Source organism: Shinella sp. WSC3-e (assembly GCF_945994535.1).
Taxonomy (GTDB): domain Bacteria; phylum Pseudomonadota; class Alphaproteobacteria; order Rhizobiales; family Rhizobiaceae; genus Shinella; species Shinella yambaruensis.
The window spans coordinates 174,252-195,833 of sequence record NZ_OZ000533.1 but is presented as its reverse complement, the minus strand read 5'-3'; the positions used below and the strand labels follow the sequence as shown (position 1 = coordinate 195,833).

Sequence of the window (21,582 nt, the reverse complement as noted above, 5' to 3'; positions counted from 1 at the left end):
CCTATAGGATTCCGGCGGGAAAGGCGCGGAACAGCCGGGCCGGGCAGGTCGTTTCGGCCATGCGCCGACTGGCGCCGCCAAGCCACCGTCGTCGTCATTGCCTGCTTCGGTGTCCTGACGCGGATTGCCCTTCGATCGTCCCGGTGGCGCCTGCTTCCGGGTGCCGTTTCCACCCCTTGAGGATATCGCCCCATGTTCAACGACGATCATCTCAACCGCATCAAGGCGGAGATTGCCGACAGCTTCGACGAGGAGCTGGAAATGCAGATCGAGGAGGAGCGGCTGGACGATCTCATCGCCGAAGGCATGTCCGAAGTGCCCGTCCAGACCCTTGAACGCCGGGTCTATTTCCGTGAGTTGTTCCGCCTCCAGCACGAGCTGGTCAAATTGCAGGATTGGGTGCAGCACAAGAAGCTCAAGGTGGTGGTGCTGTTCGAGGGGCGCGATTCCGCGGGCAAGGGTGGCGCCATCAAGCGCGTCACCCAGCGCCTCAATCCGCGCGTCTGCCGCGTCGTCGCCCTGCCGGCGCCCACCGAGCGCGAGCGCAATCAATGGTACTTCCAGCGCTATGTGCCGCATCTGCCGACGGCGGGCGAAATGGTCCTCTTCGACCGCTCCTGGTACAACCGCGCCGGCGTCGAGCGCGTCATGGGCTTCTGTTCGGACGACGAGCTGGAGGAGTTCTTCCGTTCCGTGCCGGAATTCGAGCGCATGCTGGTGCGCTCCGGCATCATTCTTATCAAGTACTGGTTCTCCATTACCGACGACGAGCAGGAATTCCGCTTCCGCATGCGCATCCACGACCCGCTGAAGCAGTGGAAGCTTTCCCCGATGGACCTCGAAAGCCGCGTCCACTGGGAAGACTACACCAAGGCGAAGGAAGAGATGCTGGAGCGCACACATATTCCGGAAGCGCCCTGGTGGATCGTCGAGGCTGTCGACAAGAAGAAGGCGCGCCTCAACTGCATCGCGCATCTTCTGGCGCAAATCCCCTACGAGGATATTCCGAAGCCTGCCATCGAGCTGCCGGAGCGCGTTCGCAACGACGACTATATCCGTCATGAGCCGCCGGACGAGATGTATGTCCCGGAAGTCTACTGACGCCGGTTCCCGCACTTGAACCTGCTGGACCAGAGGGAGAGAGGCATGGCGCCGGGCCTGGTCGGCGCCTATCGCGGCCACCCCGGCGGTCCGCTCATGCCGATTGTCCCGCAGGACATCGACGCTGCGCTTGCCGCCGAGGACGGCTGGGTGTGGCTGCATGTCGATCTCGTCGACCAGCGCATGCTGAGCTGGCTGGCCGGCAAGTGCCCGTTGCCGGCGGCGGCGCGCTCCATCCTCGAAGGCCATGACGAAAGCCTCGTCCTCGGTTACGAGGCGGGCACGGTTCACGGCGTCGTCGCCGACCTGCAGCAGGACATGGAGCGTACCTCCACCACGATCGGCCGGCTGCATTTCGCCCTGTCGGAGCGTCTGCTCGTCACCGGCCGGCGACATCCCGTCGAGGCGGTGAACCGGGTGCGGCGCTCGTTCGCCGACGGCTTCTGCCCGGCGACGGCCTACGAACTCTTCGAGGCCATCGTTGCGGCCTTCTGCAAGAACACCGCCATCAGGCTCAAGGACGCCGCGGCGATCCTCGACGCGGTGGAGGACCGGCTGGTCACCGAGCGGCTCAGCGACGAGCGGCGCAGCCTGAAGGAAGTGCGGCGCCTCGCCGTCTCGCTGCATCGGCCCGTCGCGGGCATGGTAGCGCTTTTCGAGGAGGAGGACCGGGAGGACTGGGCACTCTCCGAGCATGCCCATGCCGTTCTCCGGCGGCTCTCCATGCGGCTGGAACGGCTTGACCGCGAAATCGTCATGGTCAACGACCGCGCCCGGCTGCTCCAGGAGGAGATGGCGGCGGAGCTTGCGGACGAATCCAACCGGAGCCTGAGGGCAATGGCCGTCATGAGCGCGCTATTGCTGCCCGGCACGCTGGTCGTCGGCGTCTTCGGCATGAACACCGGCGGGCTTCCCTTCAGCGAGGGCAACACCGGTTTCTTGTGGGCGATGATGCTCGGCATCGCCGCGACCGCGCTGTTCTACTGGCTCTTGCGCCGCGCGGGCATCAGCCTGCGGTTCTAGGTATGCAATCCGGATCGTATCGCCGGCCCTTCGAACGATGAAGTATAGATGCATAAGATGCTTTATTGGCCTCAGTCCCGACGAACATGCTCACTGAAGAGGTCGATCCAAAAAAGGTTTGAACGTAATGTCAGGTCAGGTCCCAGCCACAGGGCGCCGCCTCTATGCGATCGGCGACATTCATGGGCGTGCCGATCTTCTCGATAGGCTGCTTGCCCATATCCGTTCGGCGGAGGAGGGGAGCCGCGTCATCTTCCTCGGTGATCTCATCGACCGCGGGCCGGACAGCCGGGCCGTGCTGGACATGGTGGCCGCCCACCTGCGGGAGAACAGCGCCTCGCATCTCATCCTCGGCAATCATGACTGGTTTCTGCGCGAATTCCTGCTCGACCGTCTCGCTGCCGACGATCTCCGGCGGTGGATCGATCACTATGGCGCGACGGGGGCCTTGCTGTCCTACGGCATCGCCGATCCCGCGGCCGACTGGACCGCCACGCGCCGCCGGATCCTCGCCGGATGGCCCGGGCATCGCGATGTGCTGTGCGCGGCACGCCACGTCCTTGTCGAAGCGCCGTTCTGCTTCGTTCACGCCGGCCTGCGGCCACAGGTGCCGCTCGCCATGCAGTCCGCCGAGGACCTGATGTGGATCAAGGCGGAATTCCTCGATTATCGCGGGGCTTTCGAGCACCGCATCGTCCACGGCCATACGCCGACCGCCTCCGGCCTGCCGGAGGTCTACCCCAACCGCATCGCGCTCGACACCCATGCCTTCAAGTCCGGCCATCTGACGGCCGCCGTCTTCGAAGAGGGCAGGCTGTCGCACTTCCTGCGCACGGCGGTTTCCGCCGATGGCACCGTCACGGTGGAGCCGCTGGCCGGCCCGGCCTGAAACCGTCATCCAACTGTCATCCAAGGCGAATATTGCACCGGCAATTGTTGCAAGAAGCCATTGCCGATGTCGAAGAAAATTGACCAGGATGCCGATGCGGTATCCGCCCATGACCTAGCGCTGCACTATGGCGACACGATCGTCCTCAAGGGCATCGACCTTTCGCTTTCGAGGGGCAGGACCCTTGCGCTGCTCGGGCCCTCGGGTTGCGGCAAGACCACGCTTCTCAGGCTCGTCGCCGGGCTTCTCCAGCCGACCCGCGGCACGGTGAGGATCGCCGGCCAGCCGGTCGCCGATGCGAAGACCGGCTTCTTCGCGCCGCCGGAGCGGCGCAATCTCGGCATGGTCTTCCAGGACTACGCGCTCTGGCCGCATCTGACGGTCGGCGGCAATGTCTCCTTCCCGCTCGAAATGCGGGGTGTCGCCCGGGCGGCGCGCGCGGCGCGCACGATGCGCGCCCTCAGGCGCGTCGGCCTCGAAGCCTATGTCGACCGGCGCCCGAGCGACCTTTCCGGCGGCCAGCAGCAGCGCGTCGCCATTGCGCGGGCCATCGTGGCCGAGCCGCAGCTCATCCTCTTCGACGAGCCGCTGTCCAATCTCGACCGCGAGCTGCGCGAGAACATGGTGGGCGAGCTTGCCGGCCTCATTGCCGAACTCCGGCTCACCGCCATCTACGTCACCCACGACCATGCGGAGGCGCTGACCCTTGCCGACGAGGTCGCCGTCATGCGCGCCGGTGAGATCGCCCAGCTCGCGGCGCCGGACGATCTCGTCGCGCGCCCGGCGAGCGCCGAGGTGGCCGATTTCCTGCGGCTCGGCGGAACGGCGCGGCTTTCCTGGCGCGGCGGCACCTGGTTTCTCGCCGGCAGCGACCACGCGGTGGCGCACGAGGCCGCACCGTCCCGTGGCCGCGAGGCACAGGTCCTGCTGCCGCTTGCCGCCGTCGCGCTGAGCGGACCGTCCCACAAGGCGCTTCCGGCCAGGGTCGTACGCTCCCAGTTCCGCGGTGACGGCCATCTGGCGACGGTGGTGCTCGCCGGCTCGCCCGATGTCGAGCTGCAGCTTCTCAGCGCCGCGCGGCTGCGCCCCGGCGAACAGATCGGACTTTCCATAGACCCCGGCCGGATCCGCTGGTTCGGGGAGGAAAGCCATAGCACGCAAGAAAAGAAGGTTGTGACATGTTGAAATCGATCAAGGGGCTCGTTGCCAGCGCCGTATCGACCCTGCTCCTGGCAGGTGTCGCCCATGCCGACATCACCGTCTACACCGCCGGACCGCAGAGCCTCATCGACAAGCTCGCCGAAGGCTTCACCGCCGAGACCGGTGTCAAGGTGAACGTGTTCCAGGCCACGACCGGCAAGGTCATGGCGCGCATCGAGGCGGAAGCCGCCAATCCGGTGGTCGATGTCCTGATCTCGGCCTCCTGGGATACGGCGACCGACTTTGCAAAACGCGGCTGGCTCGTGCCCTATGCCAGCCCGAATGCCGAGAAGGTGCCGGCCTTCCTGAAGACCGAAACCGCCGTCGCACAGGGCGTCTCTGCCCTGGGCATTGCCTGGAACACCAAGAGCGGCACGACGAAGCCCGCCGAATGGGCCGACCTCACCAAGCCGGAATTCAAGGACCTCGTCAACATTCCCGACCCGGCACAGTCCGGCTCGTCCTTCGAGCTGACCGCGGCGCTCGCCGGCCAGGACGACTTCAAGCTCTTCAAGGACCTGAAGGAGAACGGCGCGGTCATCGCCGGCGCCAATGCCGAGGCGCTGAATCCGGTGCTACAGGGCGCCAAGGCCGCCGTCTTCGGCGCCGTCGACTACATCACCTTCGGCAGCAAGGCCAAGGGCGAGAGCATCGACGTGATCTTCCCGGAATCGGGCACCGTCATCGCGCCGCGCCCGGTCATGATCCTCAACTGGTCCAAGAACCAGGACGAGGCCAAGAAGTTCGTCGACTACATGCTGTCCGATGCCGGCCAGACGCTCGTCGCCAAGACGTTCCTGATGCCGGCCCGCAGCGACATCCCGGCCGATCGCCCGCTCATCGCGGACCTGAAGCTGCTGAGCTACGATGCGGCGGCCGTTCAGGGCAAGCGCAAGGAAACCTTGCAGCAGGTTTCCGACATCTTCGGCGCCGACTGAGGTGATCCCATGAGTGCGAAGGATATCGGCGGCGTTGCGCCGGCAGCCTGGCTTGCCCTGGGTGGTCTTGTCGTCGTCGTCGCCGTGCCCTTCGTCGCGATCGTCCTTCAGGCGATCTTCCCCGCCATCGGGATGGGCTCCTTCGCGAAGCCCTTCTCGCTCCTGGTGGCGACGCTCGCCGATCCGCGCCTCCTGCGCATGACCGGCAACACGGTGCTCCTCGGAACCTGCGTGGTGATCGCCTCGGCGCTCCTGGCGATCCCGCTCGGCGTTGCCCGCGCGCTCTATCGCGTCCCCTTCGCGCCGGCCTGGGACGTGCTCCTCCTCGTGCCCTTCATGATCCCGCCCTATATCGCCACGCTCGGCTGGATCATGACCTTGCAGCCGCGCGGCTATCTCGAGCAGCTTTTCGGCTTCAACCTCGCGCCGGTGCTCTTCTCGTTGTTCGGCATGACGCTGGTCATGACCTTCAATACCTTCCCCGTCGTCTATTTCGCCGTGTCACGGACCGTCGAGGCGGTCGGCGCGCGCTATGCGGATGTCGGCCGGGTCTTCGGGGCGACGCCGGCAAGGGCTTTCTGGCGCATCACGCTGCCGCTTTCCGCGCCGGGACTTGCGGCGAGCCTGCTGCTCGTCTTTGCCGCCGCGATCGAGGAATACGGCACGCCCGCGGCGCTCGGCCGCCGCGCCGGCTTCGACGTCCTCGTCACCGGCATCGATACGCGCGTCGGCGACTGGCCGATCGACCTGCCGGGCGCGGCCACCCTGTCGCTCCTGCTGGTCGCCCTGTCGCTGGCGGCCTTCCTCCTCCAGCGCTGGATCCTGACCCGCCGTTCCTACCAGACGGTGAGCGGCAAGCCGCAGAATGGCGACAAACGCCCCCTCGGCTATCTCAAGCTGCCGGTTCTGGCCCTCTTCGGCGTGGTCGCCTTCCTGTCTACGGGCGTTCCCATGCTGGCGATCCTCTCGACCGCGCTATCGCGGACGATTTCCGGCGGGCTTGCCCTCGACAACCTGACGCTCGACAATTTCGCCGCCGTCTTCGGCAATTCCGCCGGTGCGCTGGGGGCGCTCGCCAACAGCCTGACGCTCGGCGTCGCGACCGCGCTGCTGACGGGCCTGATCGGGGTCGTGTCGGCCTATGTGGTGGTCAAGACGCGCATGCGGGGCCGGGCGCTCATCGACATCATGACGGTGCTGCCCAATGCGCTGCCCGGCATCGTCGTCGCCGTCGGCCTGATCCTCGCTTGGAACATGCCGGGCCTGCCTTTCACGCCCTACAATACGGGCTTCATCCTGCTGCTCGCCTATTGCTGCATCCTCTTGCCGCAGACCGCGCGCTATGCCACGGCCGCCTTCGTGCAGATCGGCGACAATCTCGAAGCCGCCGCGCGGGTCTTCGGTGCCACCGGCGCCGTCGCCTTCCGGCGCATCCTGATCCCGCTGGTCTTCCCCAGTCTCGCCTCGGCGATGCTCCTCGTCTTCGCGCTCGCCTCGCGGGAGCTGGTGGCGTCCGTCGTTGTCGCCCCGGTCGGCATGCAGACCATCGCCACCTTCATCTGGCGTCAGTTCGAGCAGGGCTCCGTCGGCCTCGGCATGGCGATGGCTTTCGTCACCATCATCCTGACGACACTCCTGCCGCTATTGTGCCTGCGCCTGCTGAGCAGGAAGAGCTTGATCAGGGAGTGAGCCAGTCAAGTCCGGCCGATCATTCTCACCGGCTGCGGACAGGGGCTATCCAACGATGGGCGGCGAGTGGCCCATCACCCCAGTGCACACCATGGCATCGTACAGGTCCGGGATGCGTGTTCGTCGGATGAGGGTGGAAGAATCGAGCGAAGAATCGGATAGGTTTTCGGCAAGGGCCGGGAAGATGCCTTTCCTCTCTCTCTCTCTCTCTAGCCGGATCGATGCCTGCAGCGTGCCTGGCGGTCGATGGTGGCGTCAATCGAGAATAAGCCCGGCCCGCGTGCCGCGATGAACAGGAGAGAGACGGCCCAGGTGCCGTGCGTCGGCCAGGCATCCGGATAGACGAAGATCTCGATCACCAGCGTCATCGCCAGCAGCGCCAGCGCGGAGAACCGGCTGGCGAGACCAATGACGAGGAGGAGCGGGAAGAGGTGTTCGGCAAAGGCGGCAAGGTGTGCGGCAAGCCAGGGATCGACGAGTGGCAGCTTGTATTCGTTCTCGAAGAGATAGACCGCGCTGTCGGAAACCGACCAGCCGTCCAGCTTCGTCTGGCCGGATCGCCAGAAAACGGCGGCTATGGAAAGGCGTGCGACCAGGGCGATGAGGTCGTTCGGAATCCGGTCGAGCGCCTGTATCGCCTGTTCGAGGAGGCGCTGCGGTAGCGGCGTGGCGAGATCAGGCGCGGTCACGGTCTTCATCGTCTTGGTCTTTCCTGGTGGCGGTGAAGGCTCCGGCACGGAGCAGGATTGCGAGATTTTCGGAAAGGTCGAAGGCGGCATCGTCGGTCATCGCCGCGCCGGTGGCTTCTGCCAATGTGCGGCCTTGCGCCAGATGCCCGAAGAAGGATGCGCCGGCCGGCGGCAGCGGCACGACCTCGACGGTCATGCGGGGTCGGACCACGAGGGCGTCTTCGCCGCGCCAGTCCGGAATGGGTGCAATGGGACGCTCACCCGCATTCATCGCCCAGATCGTTGCTGCCGGATGAGACGACGAAACGATCGAAAGGGCGGGATGGGAGAGGAAGACAAGGTCGCCCAGCCGATCGGGTTCGATGCTTGCAAGGGCCTGCGGATGGAGCGATGCCGCGTCGGCCGCATGATAGGCGCGGGTCCGGGCCGCTTCGAGGCGCATGACATCCGCGAGATAGACGATCTCGCGAGCCGGCTCGAAGGCTGCTGCGAAATCCGGAAAATCATCGCCGTAGACCAGAAGCAGCGGCGAGCGCGGCGGATGGACGCGGATGAAGGCCTCGGCCATCGCCCGGAAGAACTCGGCTCCGACGATCCGTTCGGATGCAGGAAACCGGGCGGCAAGGGCGCCGGTCAGGCTGGCCGACACATTGTTGCGATAGACGCTGTAGCGGCGGTGCGGTGACGGCGAATTCCAGGCCATGACGCCGGCAGGTGGCGGCGCGGCTTTCAGGAGGCCGGCGGCGAAGGCACTCTGGGTCGCTTCCGGCATGGCTCAGGCTGCCCTTTGGCGCGCGGCGGCATCGATCAGGCGCTGTGCCGCCACGGCCTCCCTCCGAAGCACCGGCCAGGCGGGCACGTCGTTGTCCCATTCGATGAGGCTCGCGACCGGGCCGATACGGCCAAGGACCGTTTCGTAGAGCGCCCAGACCGGATCCTTCACCGGCGTGTCGTGGCTGTCGATGAGAAGTGGTGCACCGAGGTCATCCACCGTTTCGGAATGGCCGCTCAGGTGGATCTCGCGCACAGCCTCCAGCGGGAAGCGGGCAATGTAGTCGCGCGGATCGAGATTGTGGTTTATCGCGGCGACGAAGACATTGTTGACGTCGAGCAGCAGGCCACAGCCGGTGCGGCGTGCAATCTCGGCGAGGAAGTCGGTTTCCTCGAGCGTGCTTTCCGCAAAGAGCAGGTAGGTGGCCGGGTTTTCGAGCAGCATCTGTCGGCCGAGAGCCTCCTGTACCTCATCGATGTGCTCGCCGACGCGGAAGAGCGTTTCCTGCGTATATGGCAGGGGCAGGAGGTCATTGAGGAAGACGCCGTCGTGCGTCGACCAGGCGAGATGTTCGGAAAAGCTCTCCGGCTGGTAGCGGTCGCACACGGTTTTCAGCCGGGCGAGATGATCGCGGTCGAGCGGCTGCATGGAGCCGATGGAAAGGCCGACGCCATGAATGGAGAGCCCATAATCCTCACGCAGCTTGCCGAGTTGGGCATGCGGCGGGCCGCCGGCGCCCATGTAGTTCTCGGCATGGACCTCGAAAAAACCGACGGGCTGCGGTTCGGAGATGATGGCTGCGAAATACTCGGGCTTGAAGCCGGCGCCGGCGCGCTGGGACAGGGCTGAGGGGATCATGGCGAAACCTTTCGACGAGGAAGGCGACGGCGCCGCAAAGGCGCCGTCCGGCAGGGCAGATGCGGGGCTCAGGCCGGCGCCATGCCCGGTTCCAGCATGCCGTGTCCATCAGGCGTCTTCATCGACAGGCACGTTCCCTTCGGAACGAGCTTGAAGGCGTTCTGCTGGTAGTCGATCTTCGACGTGCCGGCGCAGGTCGTACCCGGACCTGCGGCGCAGTCGTTCTGACCCTTCATGGCGATACCGTAGCACTTCTCCTTGGCCTCTTCGGCCGTGGCGGGCGTGGCAATGGCGGCAAGCGCGGAAGCGAGCGAGCCGACAAGGGTGAGGGTGACGATCGTGGTCTTCATTCTCTGTCTCCGTTTTTGGGCCAGCCGCGACTGGCTATGCATGGACGGCTACGGAGAGGGATGATGGTTCGTTACAGGAGGAGGTTCCGGCTTTTTTCGGCAGCTCTTGTCGCGCAGCTATCGTTACACGAAAAAAGCCTTTCACATCAGTCTCTTAGGCTCGTTGCGGATTTCTCGGCACAGACGCGGTAACAAAACCGTGTCTCCTGGCGTAGGGTATGCAGCAGTGAAACAGTCGGCGCGCGAAGAGGAATGGGCGGCATGGCTGCGCCTCGCCATCAAGGGCGACGCGCAGGCCTATAATCGTTTCCTCGTTGCGGTGACGCCGCATCTGCGCAGCATGGCGCGGCGACGCTGCGACCAGTACGGTGCGCCGGCGAGCGAGGCGGAGGATGTGGTGCAGGAAGTGCTGCTCGCCGTCCATCTGAAGCGCGGCACCTGGGATCCGACCCGGCCGCTCGGGCCGTGGCTGGCGACGATTGTGCGCAATAAGCTGGTCGATAGCCTGCGTCGCCGCAGCCGGCATGGGAATGTGCCGCTCGAGGATGTTGCGGATTTCCTGGCGGCGGGGGACGAAACGCACGAGGCCGCGGACCGGCTGGACACGGAGACCGTGCTCGCCCGACTGAAGGCCCCGCAGCGCGATATCGTCCGCTCGATCTCCATCGAGGGGGCCGGTATCCGCGAGACGGCAGCGCGGCTGAAAATGACGGAAGTCGCGGTGCGTGTCGCCCTCCATCGGGCGCTGAAATCGCTGGCCGCCCTCTATCGGAGCGAATGAAATGAAGACCGACGACCTGATCACCCTGATGACGCAAGACGCGCCCGTCGGCATGCGCTACGGCCGCGCGCTTGCGCTTGCGCTTGGCGCGGGCGTCGTTGTCTCGGCCGTGCTGCTCATCGCGACGGTGGGGCCGAGGCACAATATGGTGAGCGTCTTCGAGACGGCGCGCGTGCTGTTCAAGATCTTCGTTACAATCGTCCTTGCCATCTTCGCCGTGCGGCTCGCCATGCGCATCGGCCGGCCGGGGGAGGAAACGCGCCGTCCCGCGCTTCTGCTCGCTGTTCCTGCCGCGATGGTCGCCGCCGCGGTCGTCGCCGAGCTCTTTGCGCTGCCGGCCGATGCGTGGCGGGCAAACGCGGTCGGCCGTAACGCCCTCTTCTGCCTGCTCTTCGTGCCGGCCCTTTCGCTCGCGCCCTTCGCCGGTCTCTTCTGGGCTTTGAAAAAAGGCGCGCCGCAAAGCCCCACGGCGGCGGGCGCTGCCGCGGGCCTTGCCGCCGGCGCGATTGCCGCGGCCATCTATGCTTGGCATTGCCCGGACGACAGCCCGCTTTTCCTCGCCACCTGGTACACGATCGCCATTGCCGGCGTGACCGTTGGCGGCGCGCTTCTTGGCCGTCGTCTGCTGCGCTGGTAGTCTTCTGCTGCCTCCGTGCCTAGCCGGCGGCTCGATCTTGTCCCTCAACTGCGGGTAGGCCGAGCTCGACTCCGTCCAGCATGGCGCCTGCGCCGTCTTTCTGTGAGCCATCGACATATTCGCTTTGCGCCTCCTCCCTTTAAGCCTAGCTTGCCTCGGCCGCTTCCTCCAGATGGACGAACGGACCACGCTCCAGACCTGGACGGTGATGGAAACCCTGCTCGGCGTCATCGGCTTCGCTTTCGCCCTTGTCGGATGGTGGATACTATGAGCGGAGAGCTGCATCATATCGTGGTGATGGGCGTTTCCGGCAGCGGCAAGACCACCGTCGGGGAAGCGCTTGCCGAACGGCTCGGCTGGCGTTTCATCGAGGGCGACAGCTTCCATCCCCCGGAGAACGTGGCCAAGATGTCCGCCGGCAGTCCGCTCGACGCCAACGATCGTACTCCATGGCTGAAGGCGCTGGCGGCGGAGATCGCCAGAGATGAGGGGGTGTGCCGGGTCGGCTGTGCGTTGGAATCGCAATCCTCAAATTTGCCGCGAGATCATTTCTCGGGTTTATGCTTTTACCGATAGTCCCGTGCTTGGCATCGTGGTCGCCACCTTCAGGATCGCTTCGGCCGCGCGCTTCACGCCGGCTGCCTTCTGCATGCTGATCGCATTGTCCTTTAGCCTCGCCCGCATCGCCGCATCATCCATCAGGCTGGTGATGGCGCTTGCCAGCTCGTTCTCGCTCCAGCCATAGCGGTCGAGGTGCAGGCCGACGCCGGTTTCTTCAGCGCGGCGGGCATTGTCGTGACCATCCCAGCAATAGGGCATGATGATCGATGGCGTACCGAAATAAAGCGCCTCGCAGAAGGAGTTGTTGCCACCGTGGTGGATGAACAGGCTCGCCTGTTCGACCACGGAAGGCTGCGGAAACCAGTCGTCGATGAAGACATTGTCCGGCACGTCGCGATAATCGTCGCGCCAGTGGCCGGCGTTGATGAGAAAACGGTAGGGCAGTTTCGAGAAGGCCTCGATCATCCGCTTGATCATTGCCACGTCCATGGCGCCGAGCGAGCCGAAGCTGATGAGCGCCAGCGGCGCTTCATTATGACTGGCGAAGCGGGGCGAGACATAGGGCGCCTCATGCCGCACGCAACCGTCGAGGAAGACGAAAAGCTCCTCATCCAGCACGTTACGGCGCTTGCGGCGAATGATTTTCGGCGCTAGCAGCAGGTTGAGGTAGGGCGACGGCTCGAGAAAAACTGACGTTGGCGGTGGACGCAAGCCCGACTGGCCGAGAAAAGCGGAAAACCGTCGGTGGGCAGAAGCCGTCACCTCGCGGTATCGCGCGGAAAACCGCTCCCATTCCTCGCCCGGTGTTTCGCTGCAGCCGGAGAGATAGGGCGGCACGCACGGATCGGGAATTTCGGTTTCGGCGCAGGAGACGACGCGGACCCAAGGTACGCCGGCATTGGCGATCGCCGGAAACATCACGACATTATCGAGCACGATCACATCCGGCTTCAGCCGGGCCACAAGTTGCCTGAGCGGCTCTTCCACCCGGATCGCCGTATCGACGATCGCATCCCAGGTCGGGCCGACATAGCTTTGCAGTTGGTCGAACGGACTCTGGCGGAAGGCGTCCTGATGGCGCTCGATGAAATCGTTCCAGTCGGTCGCGGGTGCGGACGTATCGTCGCCGAGTTGGTATTCGCCAAAGCCGTATTCGGTAAAGACGCCGCTGAAACCGGGATGACAAATGAAAACGGGGCGGTGGCCCATGCGCCTCAGTTCCTGGGCGATGCCCACACAGTTCAGCGCTGCGCCGTAGCTTGCTTCCGGAAAGAGGGCGATGGTCTTTGCTGGCGTCATGGAGGATCAACGCACGACGAGCTTGAAGGCGGGAGGAACGCCACGGCCGGCCAGCCGTGGGCGCTGCGATTGGGAGAGCTGTATATGCACACGCATGAGATCGGCCGCAAGCTCCATCTGGCCGCGCTCGATCTGCTCGAGAATCTGGATATGCTCGAGGTTGGACTGCATCAGCCGGAAGGCGTTGACATGGCCGGCCGGCGGGCTGGCGCGGCGGCGGCGGTGATGGTTGGTAAGCGTCTCTGCCATGAAGGGATTGCCGCAGGAGCGCGCGATCAACAGGTGGAAATCGTAGTCCGTGCGGTCGAAAAGTTTGCGGTCGAAATTCGTCTCGTTCATCCCGCGCAGGATCAGCATGGACTGGCGCAGCGCCGTCATCGCCGGAATATCGCGCTTGAACTCCGGCAGGGTCAGCGCGAGCGGTTCGGTCGCAAGGCGGAACTCGTAGCTTTTCGCCGCCGCATCGCCACTGATGGCGAAGTGCTTCAGCAGCCATTGCTGGCCGGAACCGCGTTCGGCCAGATTTTCCTCTGCCAGTTTCACAAACGCATTTTGTACCGTCTGGCGTGAGACCTCATAGCGGCGCTGCAGCGCGGCGACGGTCTGGCTTTCGGCAATGCGTCCGGCGGCGAGATCGCGTAGGATCGCGGCATAGATTTCACTCTCGCCATCGCCTTCCGCCGTGTCTTCGAGGCGGGCAATGGCGGCGGGATCGACGGCGAGCAGATAGCCGCCCTCGGCATCCGCCGTCACAAGCTCTCGCTCGGCAAGAATCTGCAAAGCCTTGCGGATCGGGGTTCTCGAGACGTTGCAGAGCGAGGCGAGCGCCTGTTCGGCCAGCCGCTCGCCGGGCGCCATGCCACGCTCGCCGGCGACATCCAGTATTTTTTGCGCCAGTTCGACATGGCGGAAATTGGTCCGTTTCGGCTCCGGTGTCATGGCTCGCCTCTGCCCTCCATCGCCGTGCATGCTGCCCTTTGAGCTTTCGTCGCGCAAGCCCGGAAATGCGCGGACCGCAAAAATGCATCGACCCTATTGACGTATTTTTTTTATAAATAATACTTCCATTCGACAGGGAATGAGACCGGAGAACCGGCGCGCCCGTCGAAGAGGTTGGAACAACGTAAAACAAGGGAGTCTTCCGTGACCGTGAAGAACCGACTGACTGCGACCTGCGCGGCCGCGGCGCTTGTCGCCGCATGTCTTGCGACGGGCGCGGCTTCCGCCGCCGATCTCGTCATCTCGAACTGGGATGGCTACATGGCCCCTGACATCGCCGAACAATTCAAGGCCGCGACCGGGCTGGAGATCGAGGTGGTCAACCACGCCACCAACGAAGAGGTGATGGGCAAGTTGATGGCGAGCGGCGGCAAGGGCTACGACGTCGTTTTCGTCTCCTCACCCTTCGCCGAAATCCTCAACGGGCAAGGGCTTGCCGAGCCGATCGACAAGGCGGCCGTGCCGAACCTCGCCAATCTCTATCCGGAAGCCACGACGCTCGCCTATGATCCGGGCAACACGTTTTCCGTGCCCTATACCTGGGGCTCGACGGGCCTCTGCTACCGCTCCGACCTCGTGGAAGGTACGCCAGACAGCTGGCTGAACCTGCTCCAGCCGGTGGATGCGCTGAAGGGCAAGACGACGATGCTCGCCACCGACCGCTGGCTGATGGCGGCGGGCGAGCTCGCCAAGGGGTTTTCCGTCAACGAGAAGGATCCGGCCAGGCTCGAAGAGGTGAAGACCCTGCTCATCGAGGCGAAGAAGACGCTGCTCGCCTATGACGACACGACCTTCTATTCCAAGCTCGTTTCCGGCGAGGCCTCGCTGGTGCATGCCTGGGACGGCTGGTGCAACTACGGCATCGGCGAAAACAAGGACATCAAGTTCGTCGTGCCGAAGGAAGGCTCCGACCTCTGGATCGACACGATCGTCGTCCTGAAAAGCTCGGAGAAGAAGGATGCGGCGATGAAGTTCATCAACTTCATCCTCGATGCCAAGAACCACGCCTGGGCCGCGCAGAACATCCTCTACAAGGTGCCGAACAAGGCCGCGATGGAAAGCCTCGACAAGGCGCTGTCCGAGCAATACCCGAACATGGCCATGGCGCCTGCGGACCTCGTCAAATACGAGCTGCTGCGCGACCTCGGGACGGCGCAGAAGGACTATTCGCGCATCGTGAGCGAGATCAAGGCCGCGAACTGAACGCGGCCCCTTCCCGTGGCGACTGGAAGGCGGCCCGCCGCCACGGGCAATTTTCTTCCTGCAATCCTTTATGCGCGATGCTGTGACGGCCCCCGCGGGAGTAAAGCCTTGTCCTTCAATGCCACCAGACCGACCCTGCTCGCGGCGCCCGGCGTCGCCTGGCTCGTCGCCTTCATGGTGGTCCCGTGCCTGCTGGTGCTGAGCTATGCTTTTTTCGAGCGCGGTGTCTGGGGCGGGGTCGAATACACGTTTACACTGGAAAATTTCGCCCGCGTCGCCGATCCGCTCTATGCGAAGATCTTTCTCAATTCCGCGCGCATCGCCCTGACGGCGACAGTAGCGGCGATCCTCATCGCCTATCCGGCGGCTTACGCGATTTCGCGGGCGCCAAGGATGTCGCAGCCGATCCTGCTGTTCTTCGCCGTGCTGCCCTTCTGGAGCAATTACCTGATCCGCACCTATGCGTGGATCGTGCTGCTGAACCGCGAGGGCCTGATCAACAACCTGCTGCGCTCGCTTGGCTACACAGGCGAGCCGCTGTCGATGCTCTATACCGAGAGTGCCGTCATCACCGGTCTCGTCTACAATTACCTGCCCTTCGTCATCCTCGCGATCTATTCCACGCTGTCGCGGCTGAACCCGGAACTGATGGAAGCGTCGCGCGATCTCGGCGCCGGCCCCGTCCGCACCTTCCTGCGCGTCACGCTGCCGCTGACCCTGCCCGGCGTGGCGGCGGGCGGCGTCTTCGTCTTCGTGCTCTCCATCGGCAATTTCGTGACGCCCGCGCTGCTCGGCGGCGGGCGGTTCCAGATGGTCGGCAACCTCGTCTACGACCAGTTCCTGACGGCGAACGACTGGCCCTTCGGCGCAGCCCTCGGCGCGGCGCTGATCCTCACCATGATCGTGCTGCTCCTGTTGCAGGCCCGCGCCACGGCCCATGCCAGCGGCGAGCGCAAAGGGGAGGCGGCGCAATGAACGTGACGCTTTCCAGCAAGTTGCCGGGGCGCATCGTGCTGCTCTTGGTCTTCGGCTTCCTCTATCTGCCGATCGCCGTGCTGGTGCTGCTTTCCTTCAACGACAGCGGCCTGCCGACCTCGTGGTCCGGCTTCTCCACCCGCTGGTATGGCGCGCTGCTTTCCAATACGGACATCCTGCGCGCCGCCGGCAACACGTTCATCGTCGCCGTCTTCGCGACCGTCATCTCCACCGTACTCGGCACGCTTTTGGCGCTCGGCATGGAGACGCGGCGCCGCAAGAGCAACGGTCTCGAAGCGCTCGCCTTCGCGCCGATGGTCATCCCCGATATCGTGCTCGCCGTGGCGCTGCTCACCTTCTTCTCGCGTCTCGGCCTGACGATGGGCTTGCACACCATCGTCATCAGCCATGTCATCTTCGACCTTGCCTTCGTCTGCTCGGTCGTGCGCGCCCGGCTGAAGCATTTCGATTTTTCCATCGTCGAGGCCTCGCGCGATCTCGGGGCGTCGGGCTGGACGACCTTCTGGCGCGTCACCTTCCCGGTGCTGCTGCCGTCCATCGTCGCCGGTGCGCTGCTCGCCTTCACGCTTTCTGTCGACGAGTTCATCATCGCCTTCTTCACGGCCGGCGCCGGGCGCTCGTCCATCACCCTCCCCATGCAGATCTATTCGATGATCCGCTTCGGCATCACGCCCGAGGTCAATGCACTCGCCACCATCGTCATGGGCGTCAGCGCGACGGCGCTCCTGATCTCGCAATGGCTTAACAGACAGCAGCAGGTCCCATGAACGCATCCAGCAATCCGATCCTGCGCATCGAGGGTGTCGGCAAGGCGTTCGGGCCGGTGACGGCCATCGACGATGTGACGCTCGATATCCGCGAGAACGAATTCTTCGCGCTGCTCGGCCCCTCCGGCTGCGGCAAGACCACGCTGCTGCGCATGCTCGCCGGCTTCGAGAGCCCGAATGCCGGCCGCATCCTGCTTGAGGGCAAGGATATTTCCCCGTTGCCGCCGGAAAAGCGGCCGCTCAACCTGATGTTCCAGTCCTATGCACTCTTTCCGCATATGACGGTCAGGCAGAATCTCTCCTACGGTCTCGAAATGGAGCGGCTCGCCAGGACGGAAATCCGCCGCCGTGTCGACGAGACCATGGCGACGACGGACCTCACGCAATTTGCCGACCGCAAGCCCGAACAGCTTTCCGGCGGCCAGAAGCAGCGTGTTGCGCTCGCCCGCGCACTGGTGAAGCGCCCGAAAGTGCTGTTGCTCGACGAACCGCTCGGCGCGCTCGACAAGAAGCTGCGCGAGAAGATGCAGCTTGAACTCAAGCGCATGCAGAACGAGGTGGGCATCACCTTCATCATCGTCACGCACGACCAGGAGGAAGCGCTCGTCATGGCCGACCGCATGGCGATCCTCAAGGACGGCCGCCTCTTGCAGGTCGGCGCGCCGGAGGACGTCTATGAGCGCCCCGCCGACCGCTTCGTCGCCAACTTCATCGGCGTCATGAATTTCATCGACGGCAAGGTCGGGGTCGACGGTCTCTTCGCCGCGGAAGGTCTGCAGGTGAAGGCATCTGGCAATGCCGGCTCCGCGACGCTCGCCGTGCGACCGGAAAACATCGCCGTCGGCCCGCCCGGCGACCTGCCGGTGTCCGGCGCCGTCGTCGATATCGCCTATCACGGCCTCGACCGCGTGCTGCACGTCAAGACGACCGCGAGTGCAACGCCGCTTCAGGTCCGCATTCCCGCGAGCGGGGCGGGCAACTGGAAGATCGGCGATGCGCTGAGCCTCAAGATCGAGCCGGCGAGATGCCGGCTCTTCCAATGAATAAAGAGGGGAACACCATGTCCAGGACCATCGCATTCTTCCCGGAAGCGGCCTTTGGCCCGGCGCTGAACTCGGTCGGCATCGCGCAGGCCGTCGAAGCGCTCGGCCACAAGGCCGTCTTCCTCTCCGACCCCGGCTTCGTATCGGTCTATGAGGGCTACGGTTTCGAGGCACATGCCGTGAACCTTTCCGAACCCATGCCGCCGGAGCAGATGGCCAAGTTCTGGGAGGATTTCATCAACGGCCACATCCCGAATTTTCGTAGATCTCCCTACGACCAGGTCGACAACTACGTGAAGGATTGCTGGACGGCGATCGTCGACAGCGCAAAATGGGCGCAGAAAGACCTGCCGGGCGTGCTGGCGAAGATCAAGCCGGACCTCATCTGCGTCGACAACGTCATCCTCTTCCCGGCGATCAAGCAATACGGCACGCCCTGGGTGCGCATCATCTCCTGCTCGGAAAACGAGATCGAGGATCCGAAAATCCCGCCGCATCTTTCCGGCTGCGGTGAGAAGGATTTCGCCTGCCACGCCGCCTATCGCGACCATTTCAACGACGTCATCAAGCCGATCCATGACGATTTCAACGGTTTCCTTGCCGAGAATAACGAGGCGTCCTATCCGATCGGCCAGTTTTTCGAAGCCTCGCCCTTCATGAACCTGCTGCTCTATCCGGAGCCGGTGAAGTTCGAGCGCGAGCATCCGCTCGATCCGAAACAGTTCCAGTATCTCGAGGGCTGCGTTCGCAAGGAGAAGCCCTACGAGGTGCCGACCTTTGCCGAGAACAACGACAAGCCGCTGATCTACATTTCCTTCGGCTCGCTGGGGGCAGGGGATACGGACCTCCTGAAGCGCCTGATCACGACCATCGGCAAGCTGCCCTATCGCGCGCTCGTCAATGTCGGCGACTACAAGGATCAGTACGAGAACCTGCCCGGCAACGTCATCGTCGACAGTTGGTTCCCGCAGCCTTCGGTCATCCCGCAGGTCGATGCGGTCATCCATCACGGCGGCAACAATTCGTTCACGGAGTGCCTCTATTTCGGCAAGCCGGCGATCATCATGCCCTATGTCTGGGATGGTCACGACAATGCGACGCGCGTCGACGAGACCGGCCACGGCTTCAAGATGCCGCGTTACGACTGGACGGATGCCGACCTTGCGGCAAAACTCGACGCCTGCCTCAACAATTCGACCATGAAGACGCGCCTTGCCGCCACCAGCGCCCATATGCAGGCCCGCAACGGCCCGAAGAAGGCCGCGGGCATTCTCGACGACCTCGTGAAGACGGGCGCCTACAATGGTTGAGACGACGAAAGCATCCGCCCCGCACATCCATAACGCGACTACCTTTTCCGGCCTCGTCGACTGGGGCGACCAGCCGGACAGCCTGGAGGGCCAGTCTCGCTCCTCGGGCCGTCTCGTCTACAAGGGGCCGAACAACCAGCCGGAATCCGGCATCTGGGTCTGCACGCCCGGCCGCTGGCGGCTGTCCATCCCACGGGACGAATTCTGCCATTTCGTGGCCGGCCGGGCGGTGTATCGCTCGGACGAAGGCGAGGTGATCGTGGTCGAACCGGGCACGGTCGTTATGTTCCCCGGCGGCTGGACCGGCGAATGCACCGTCACCGAGACCATGCGCAACATCTACATGCTGGTCTGACGTAAAGAGAAAATGAAAGGAAATATCCCATGACCGCGACACCCCTGATGCGCAAGCCGCTGGAAGAGACCGACCTCAAGGACTGGGGCGTGATTCCCACCATGATCGAGGGCGAGAGCCGCACCTCCGGCAAGGTCATCTACAAGGGCCCGAACGGCGAATCCGAAAGCGGCCTATGGATCTGCACGCCGGGAAAGTGGTTCTGCCACGTCACCAGCGACGAGTTCTGCCACTTCCTCGAAGGGCGCTGCACCTATGTCCATGAAAGCGGTGAGGTGATCGAGATCACGCCGGATACCGCCGCCTTCTTCCCGAAGGACTGGAAGGGTGAATGCACGGTCCATGAGACCGTGAAGAAGGTCTACATGATCCGCTGAGGGCATATTTTCCCCTCACCCCGCAAGCGGGGAGAGCGAGACGAAACGCTGCGGTCGGCCCCTTCTCCCTGCCTGCGGAGAGGGGGGCGGGCAGGCGGATGAGGGACCGTCGCCCGGTTCTCCAGAACACCAAGGAAGTATTGCCATGTTCAACCCCGCCGAACCCGTGTTCTACCGGCACCCGGCCTATGTCCCGAGCAAGGGCGCCCGCCATGCCGTGATCGATCCCGCAACGCTCGCCACCGTCGGCACCATCGCCGACACCGCGCTCGACGACATGGAAGCTGTGCTCGATGCCGCCGCCATGGCGCAGCGGGACTGGAAACGGCTCGACGCGAAGACACGCGCGACCATCCTTCACCGCATCGCCAACCGCATCGAGGCAACAGACATGCGCCGCTGCGCTGAACTGATGTCGCGCGAGATGGGCAAGCCCTATCCGGAGGCGATCGGCGAGGTGGCGAACTGCGCGGGCGCCTTCCGCTATTTCGCGGAAATGGCGCGCGACGAGGGCGGCAAGGTGGCGGGCACCACGCAGGCCGGCTCCTTCCAACATGCGCGCTACGAGGCGCTCGGCGTGAGCGTGCATATCATGCCGTTCAATTTCCCGATCCTCCTGATGTGCTGGACGGTCGCCGCGTCGCTCGCCGCGGGCAATGCGTGCATCATCAAGCCGGCGCCCGCGACGACGCTCTCCACGCTGGAATTCATGCGGGTCTTCAAGGCCTTGCCGGATGGCCTGATCGCCTGCCTGCCGGGCGGTGTCGGGCTGAGCAGCGCACTCATCGCCTCGCCGAAGACTCACGCCGTCGCGTTCACTGGCTCAGTTGCCGCCGGCAAGGCCGTGGCGATGGCCGCCGCGGCGCAGATGAAGCCCGCTGTCATCGAGGCAGGCGGTTCGGACCCGATGATCATCACGGCCCACGCGCCGCTCGATGTGGCCGCGGCCGGTGCCGTCACCGCCGCCTTTCACATGTCCGGCCAGGTCTGCACCTCGGCCGAGCGGTTTTTCGTCGTCGATGCGGTGCATGACGCGTTCCTCGCGAAGTTCGCTACCGAGACGAAGCGTCTGCGCATCGGCAACGGTCTCACGCGCGCTGAGATAGGTCCGCTTGTCAGCGAGGCGGCGCGCGCAAAGGTCATCCGGCTGGTCGAGGATGCCAAGGCCGCGGGAGCGACGGTGGTGCTAGGCGGGAAGATCCCGGACACTGAGCCGACCGGCTGGTTCTACGAGCCGACCATCCTTGTCAATTGCACACCCGACATGGCGATCATGAACGAAGAGTGCTTCGGTCCTGTCGCCGCTATCATGCGCGTCAAGGATTTCGACGAGGCGATCGAACGGGCCAACGACAGCGAGTTCGGCCTCGGCGCGTCCGTCTTTACCACCTCACTCGAAGAAGCGATGGAGGCGGCGGATCGGCTTGAGGCCGGCATGGTCTGGGTCAACAACCCGCTGATCGACAACGACGCGTTGCCCTTCGGGGGCTGGAAGAAATCCGGCCTCGGACGGGAGCTTTCAAAACTCGGCCTCGATGCCTTCCGCCGCTCGAAAATGGTCATCATTGACCATAAACCGGTGATCCAGGGCTGGTGGTATCCCTATCCGGATGACTGGTTCTTCGACGCGGAGGGGCGCAAGCATGTGTGAGGTTCATTCCTCGCTCGCCGGCATCCTTCGGCGCATCGCCGAGGGCACTGCATCACCGGCGACCGCACCGGCCAGTCCAACAGCCGTTGCGGGA

23 protein-coding genes are annotated in these 21,582 nt (G+C 64.3%); 17 read left to right on the top strand and 6 right to left on the bottom strand.

Going from position 1 to position 21,582, the window contains the following annotated elements:
• The first annotated feature begins 192 nt into the window (after positions 1-192).
• From ppk2 to AABF56_RS29620, 6 genes are all read left to right on the top strand, one after another.
• On the top strand, positions 193-1,101 hold the full coding sequence (gene ppk2 / locus AABF56_RS29645; RefSeq protein WP_244768828.1) for a polyphosphate kinase 2: 909 nt from the start codon (positions 193-195) through the stop codon (positions 1,099-1,101).
• 45 nt (positions 1,102-1,146) lie between these two features.
• Positions 1,147-2,124: a CorA family divalent cation transporter gene (locus AABF56_RS29640; RefSeq protein ID WP_272808509.1), complete on the top strand. Its 978-nt coding sequence runs from the start codon at positions 1,147-1,149 to the stop codon at positions 2,122-2,124.
• Positions 2,125-2,251: 127 nt separating this feature from the next.
• Entirely contained in the window at positions 2,252-3,013 is a 762-nt protein-coding gene (locus AABF56_RS29635) for a metallophosphoesterase (RefSeq protein ID WP_272808510.1), read from the top strand.
• Between the two features lie 66 nt (positions 3,014-3,079).
• Positions 3,080-4,198, top strand: coding sequence for an ABC transporter ATP-binding protein (locus tag AABF56_RS29630; protein WP_272808511.1), 1,119 nt, complete (start codon positions 3,080-3,082; stop codon positions 4,196-4,198).
• Positions 4,192-5,151 carry an ABC transporter substrate-binding protein gene (locus AABF56_RS29625; protein ID WP_272808512.1) on the top strand — a complete coding sequence of 320 codons (960 nt, stop codon included), beginning with the start codon at positions 4,192-4,194 and terminating at the stop codon, positions 5,149-5,151. The genes AABF56_RS29630 and AABF56_RS29625 overlap by 7 nt, the downstream gene beginning before the upstream one ends.
• Positions 5,152-5,160: 9 nt before the next feature.
• Positions 5,161-6,840 (top strand): ABC transporter permease, encoded by a 1,680-nt coding sequence (locus tag AABF56_RS29620; RefSeq protein WP_272808513.1) that lies wholly within the window; start codon positions 5,161-5,163, stop codon positions 6,838-6,840.
• A 209-nt stretch (positions 6,841-7,049) separates the two neighbouring features.
• On the opposite strand, the gene AABF56_RS29615 is transcribed toward AABF56_RS29620, so the two are convergent.
• The 4 genes from AABF56_RS29615 to AABF56_RS29600 form a co-directional block, all read right to left on the bottom strand.
• Complete coding sequence (locus tag AABF56_RS29615; protein WP_272808514.1) at positions 7,050-7,538, bottom strand: DoxX family protein; 489 nt, start codon at positions 7,536-7,538, stop codon at positions 7,050-7,052.
• A complete protein-coding gene (locus AABF56_RS29610) occupies positions 7,516-8,301 on the bottom strand; it encodes an HvfC/BufC N-terminal domain-containing protein (protein ID WP_272808515.1) in 786 nt (261 codons plus the stop codon). Before AABF56_RS29610 ends, AABF56_RS29615 begins: the two co-directional genes overlap by 23 nt.
• Positions 8,302-8,304: 3 nt before the next feature.
• Positions 8,305-9,159: an MNIO family bufferin maturase gene (gene bufB / locus AABF56_RS29605; protein ID WP_272808516.1), complete on the bottom strand. Its 855-nt coding sequence runs from the start codon at positions 9,157-9,159 to the stop codon at positions 8,305-8,307.
• A 68-nt stretch (positions 9,160-9,227) separates the two neighbouring features.
• Positions 9,228-9,509 (bottom strand): BufA1 family periplasmic bufferin-type metallophore, encoded by a 282-nt coding sequence (locus AABF56_RS29600; RefSeq protein ID WP_272808517.1) that lies wholly within the window; start codon positions 9,507-9,509, stop codon positions 9,228-9,230.
• Positions 9,510-9,735: 226 nt separating this feature from the next.
• On the opposite strand from AABF56_RS29600, the gene AABF56_RS29595 reads away from it, so the two are divergent.
• From AABF56_RS29595 to AABF56_RS29585, 3 genes are all read left to right on the top strand, one after another.
• Positions 9,736-10,290: a sigma-70 family RNA polymerase sigma factor gene (locus AABF56_RS29595; protein WP_272808518.1), complete on the top strand. Its 555-nt coding sequence runs from the start codon at positions 9,736-9,738 to the stop codon at positions 10,288-10,290.
• Position 10,291: 1 nt separating this feature from the next.
• Positions 10,292-10,927, top strand: coding sequence for an NrsF family protein (locus tag AABF56_RS29590; RefSeq protein ID WP_272808519.1), 636 nt, complete (start codon positions 10,292-10,294; stop codon positions 10,925-10,927).
• A 267-nt stretch (positions 10,928-11,194) separates the two neighbouring features.
• Positions 11,195-11,503: a gluconokinase gene (locus tag AABF56_RS29585; protein ID WP_272808520.1), complete on the top strand. Its 309-nt coding sequence runs from the start codon at positions 11,195-11,197 to the stop codon at positions 11,501-11,503.
• Here the strand turns inward: AABF56_RS29585 and AABF56_RS29580 are convergent.
• Complete coding sequence (locus AABF56_RS29580; protein ID WP_272808521.1) at positions 11,486-12,787, bottom strand: glycosyltransferase; 1,302 nt, start codon at positions 12,785-12,787, stop codon at positions 11,486-11,488. The two genes, AABF56_RS29585 and AABF56_RS29580, sit on opposite strands and share 18 nt — an antisense overlap.
• Before the next feature lie 6 nt (positions 12,788-12,793).
• Complete coding sequence (locus AABF56_RS29575) at positions 12,794-13,726, bottom strand: GntR family transcriptional regulator (protein WP_244768539.1); 933 nt, start codon at positions 13,724-13,726, stop codon at positions 12,794-12,796.
• A 222-nt stretch (positions 13,727-13,948) separates the two neighbouring features.
• Between AABF56_RS29575 and AABF56_RS29570 the strand changes: the two genes are divergently transcribed.
• The 8 genes from AABF56_RS29570 (at position 13,949) to AABF56_RS29535 (ending at position 21,488) form a co-directional block, all read left to right on the top strand.
• Positions 13,949-14,989, top strand: a complete 1,041-nt coding sequence (locus AABF56_RS29570; protein ID WP_145926072.1) for a polyamine ABC transporter substrate-binding protein — start codon at positions 13,949-13,951, stop codon at positions 14,987-14,989.
• Positions 14,990-15,163: 174 nt separating this feature from the next.
• Positions 15,164-15,964: an ABC transporter permease gene (locus tag AABF56_RS29565; protein WP_272808766.1), complete on the top strand. Its 801-nt coding sequence runs from the start codon at positions 15,164-15,166 to the stop codon at positions 15,962-15,964.
• Positions 15,961-16,752 (top strand): ABC transporter permease, encoded by a 792-nt coding sequence (locus tag AABF56_RS29560; protein ID WP_272808522.1) that lies wholly within the window; start codon positions 15,961-15,963, stop codon positions 16,750-16,752. The genes AABF56_RS29565 and AABF56_RS29560 overlap by 4 nt, the downstream gene beginning before the upstream one ends.
• Complete coding sequence (locus AABF56_RS29555; RefSeq protein ID WP_272808523.1) at positions 16,749-17,795, top strand: ABC transporter ATP-binding protein; 1,047 nt, start codon at positions 16,749-16,751, stop codon at positions 17,793-17,795. Before AABF56_RS29560 ends, AABF56_RS29555 begins: the two co-directional genes overlap by 4 nt.
• A 17-nt stretch (positions 17,796-17,812) precedes the next feature.
• Positions 17,813-19,105, top strand: coding sequence for a glycosyltransferase (locus AABF56_RS29550; RefSeq protein ID WP_272808524.1), 1,293 nt, complete (start codon positions 17,813-17,815; stop codon positions 19,103-19,105).
• On the top strand, positions 19,098-19,460 hold the full coding sequence (locus AABF56_RS29545; RefSeq protein ID WP_272808525.1) for a cupin domain-containing protein: 363 nt from the start codon (positions 19,098-19,100) through the stop codon (positions 19,458-19,460). Before AABF56_RS29550 ends, AABF56_RS29545 begins: the two co-directional genes overlap by 8 nt.
• A gap of 29 nt (positions 19,461-19,489) precedes the next feature.
• Positions 19,490-19,837, top strand: a complete 348-nt coding sequence (locus AABF56_RS29540; RefSeq protein WP_064333342.1) for a cupin domain-containing protein — start codon at positions 19,490-19,492, stop codon at positions 19,835-19,837.
• Positions 19,838-19,982: 145 nt separating this feature from the next.
• Positions 19,983-21,488, top strand: a complete 1,506-nt coding sequence (locus tag AABF56_RS29535; protein WP_272808526.1) for an aldehyde dehydrogenase family protein — start codon at positions 19,983-19,985, stop codon at positions 21,486-21,488.
• Positions 21,489-21,582 lie beyond the last annotated feature (94 nt).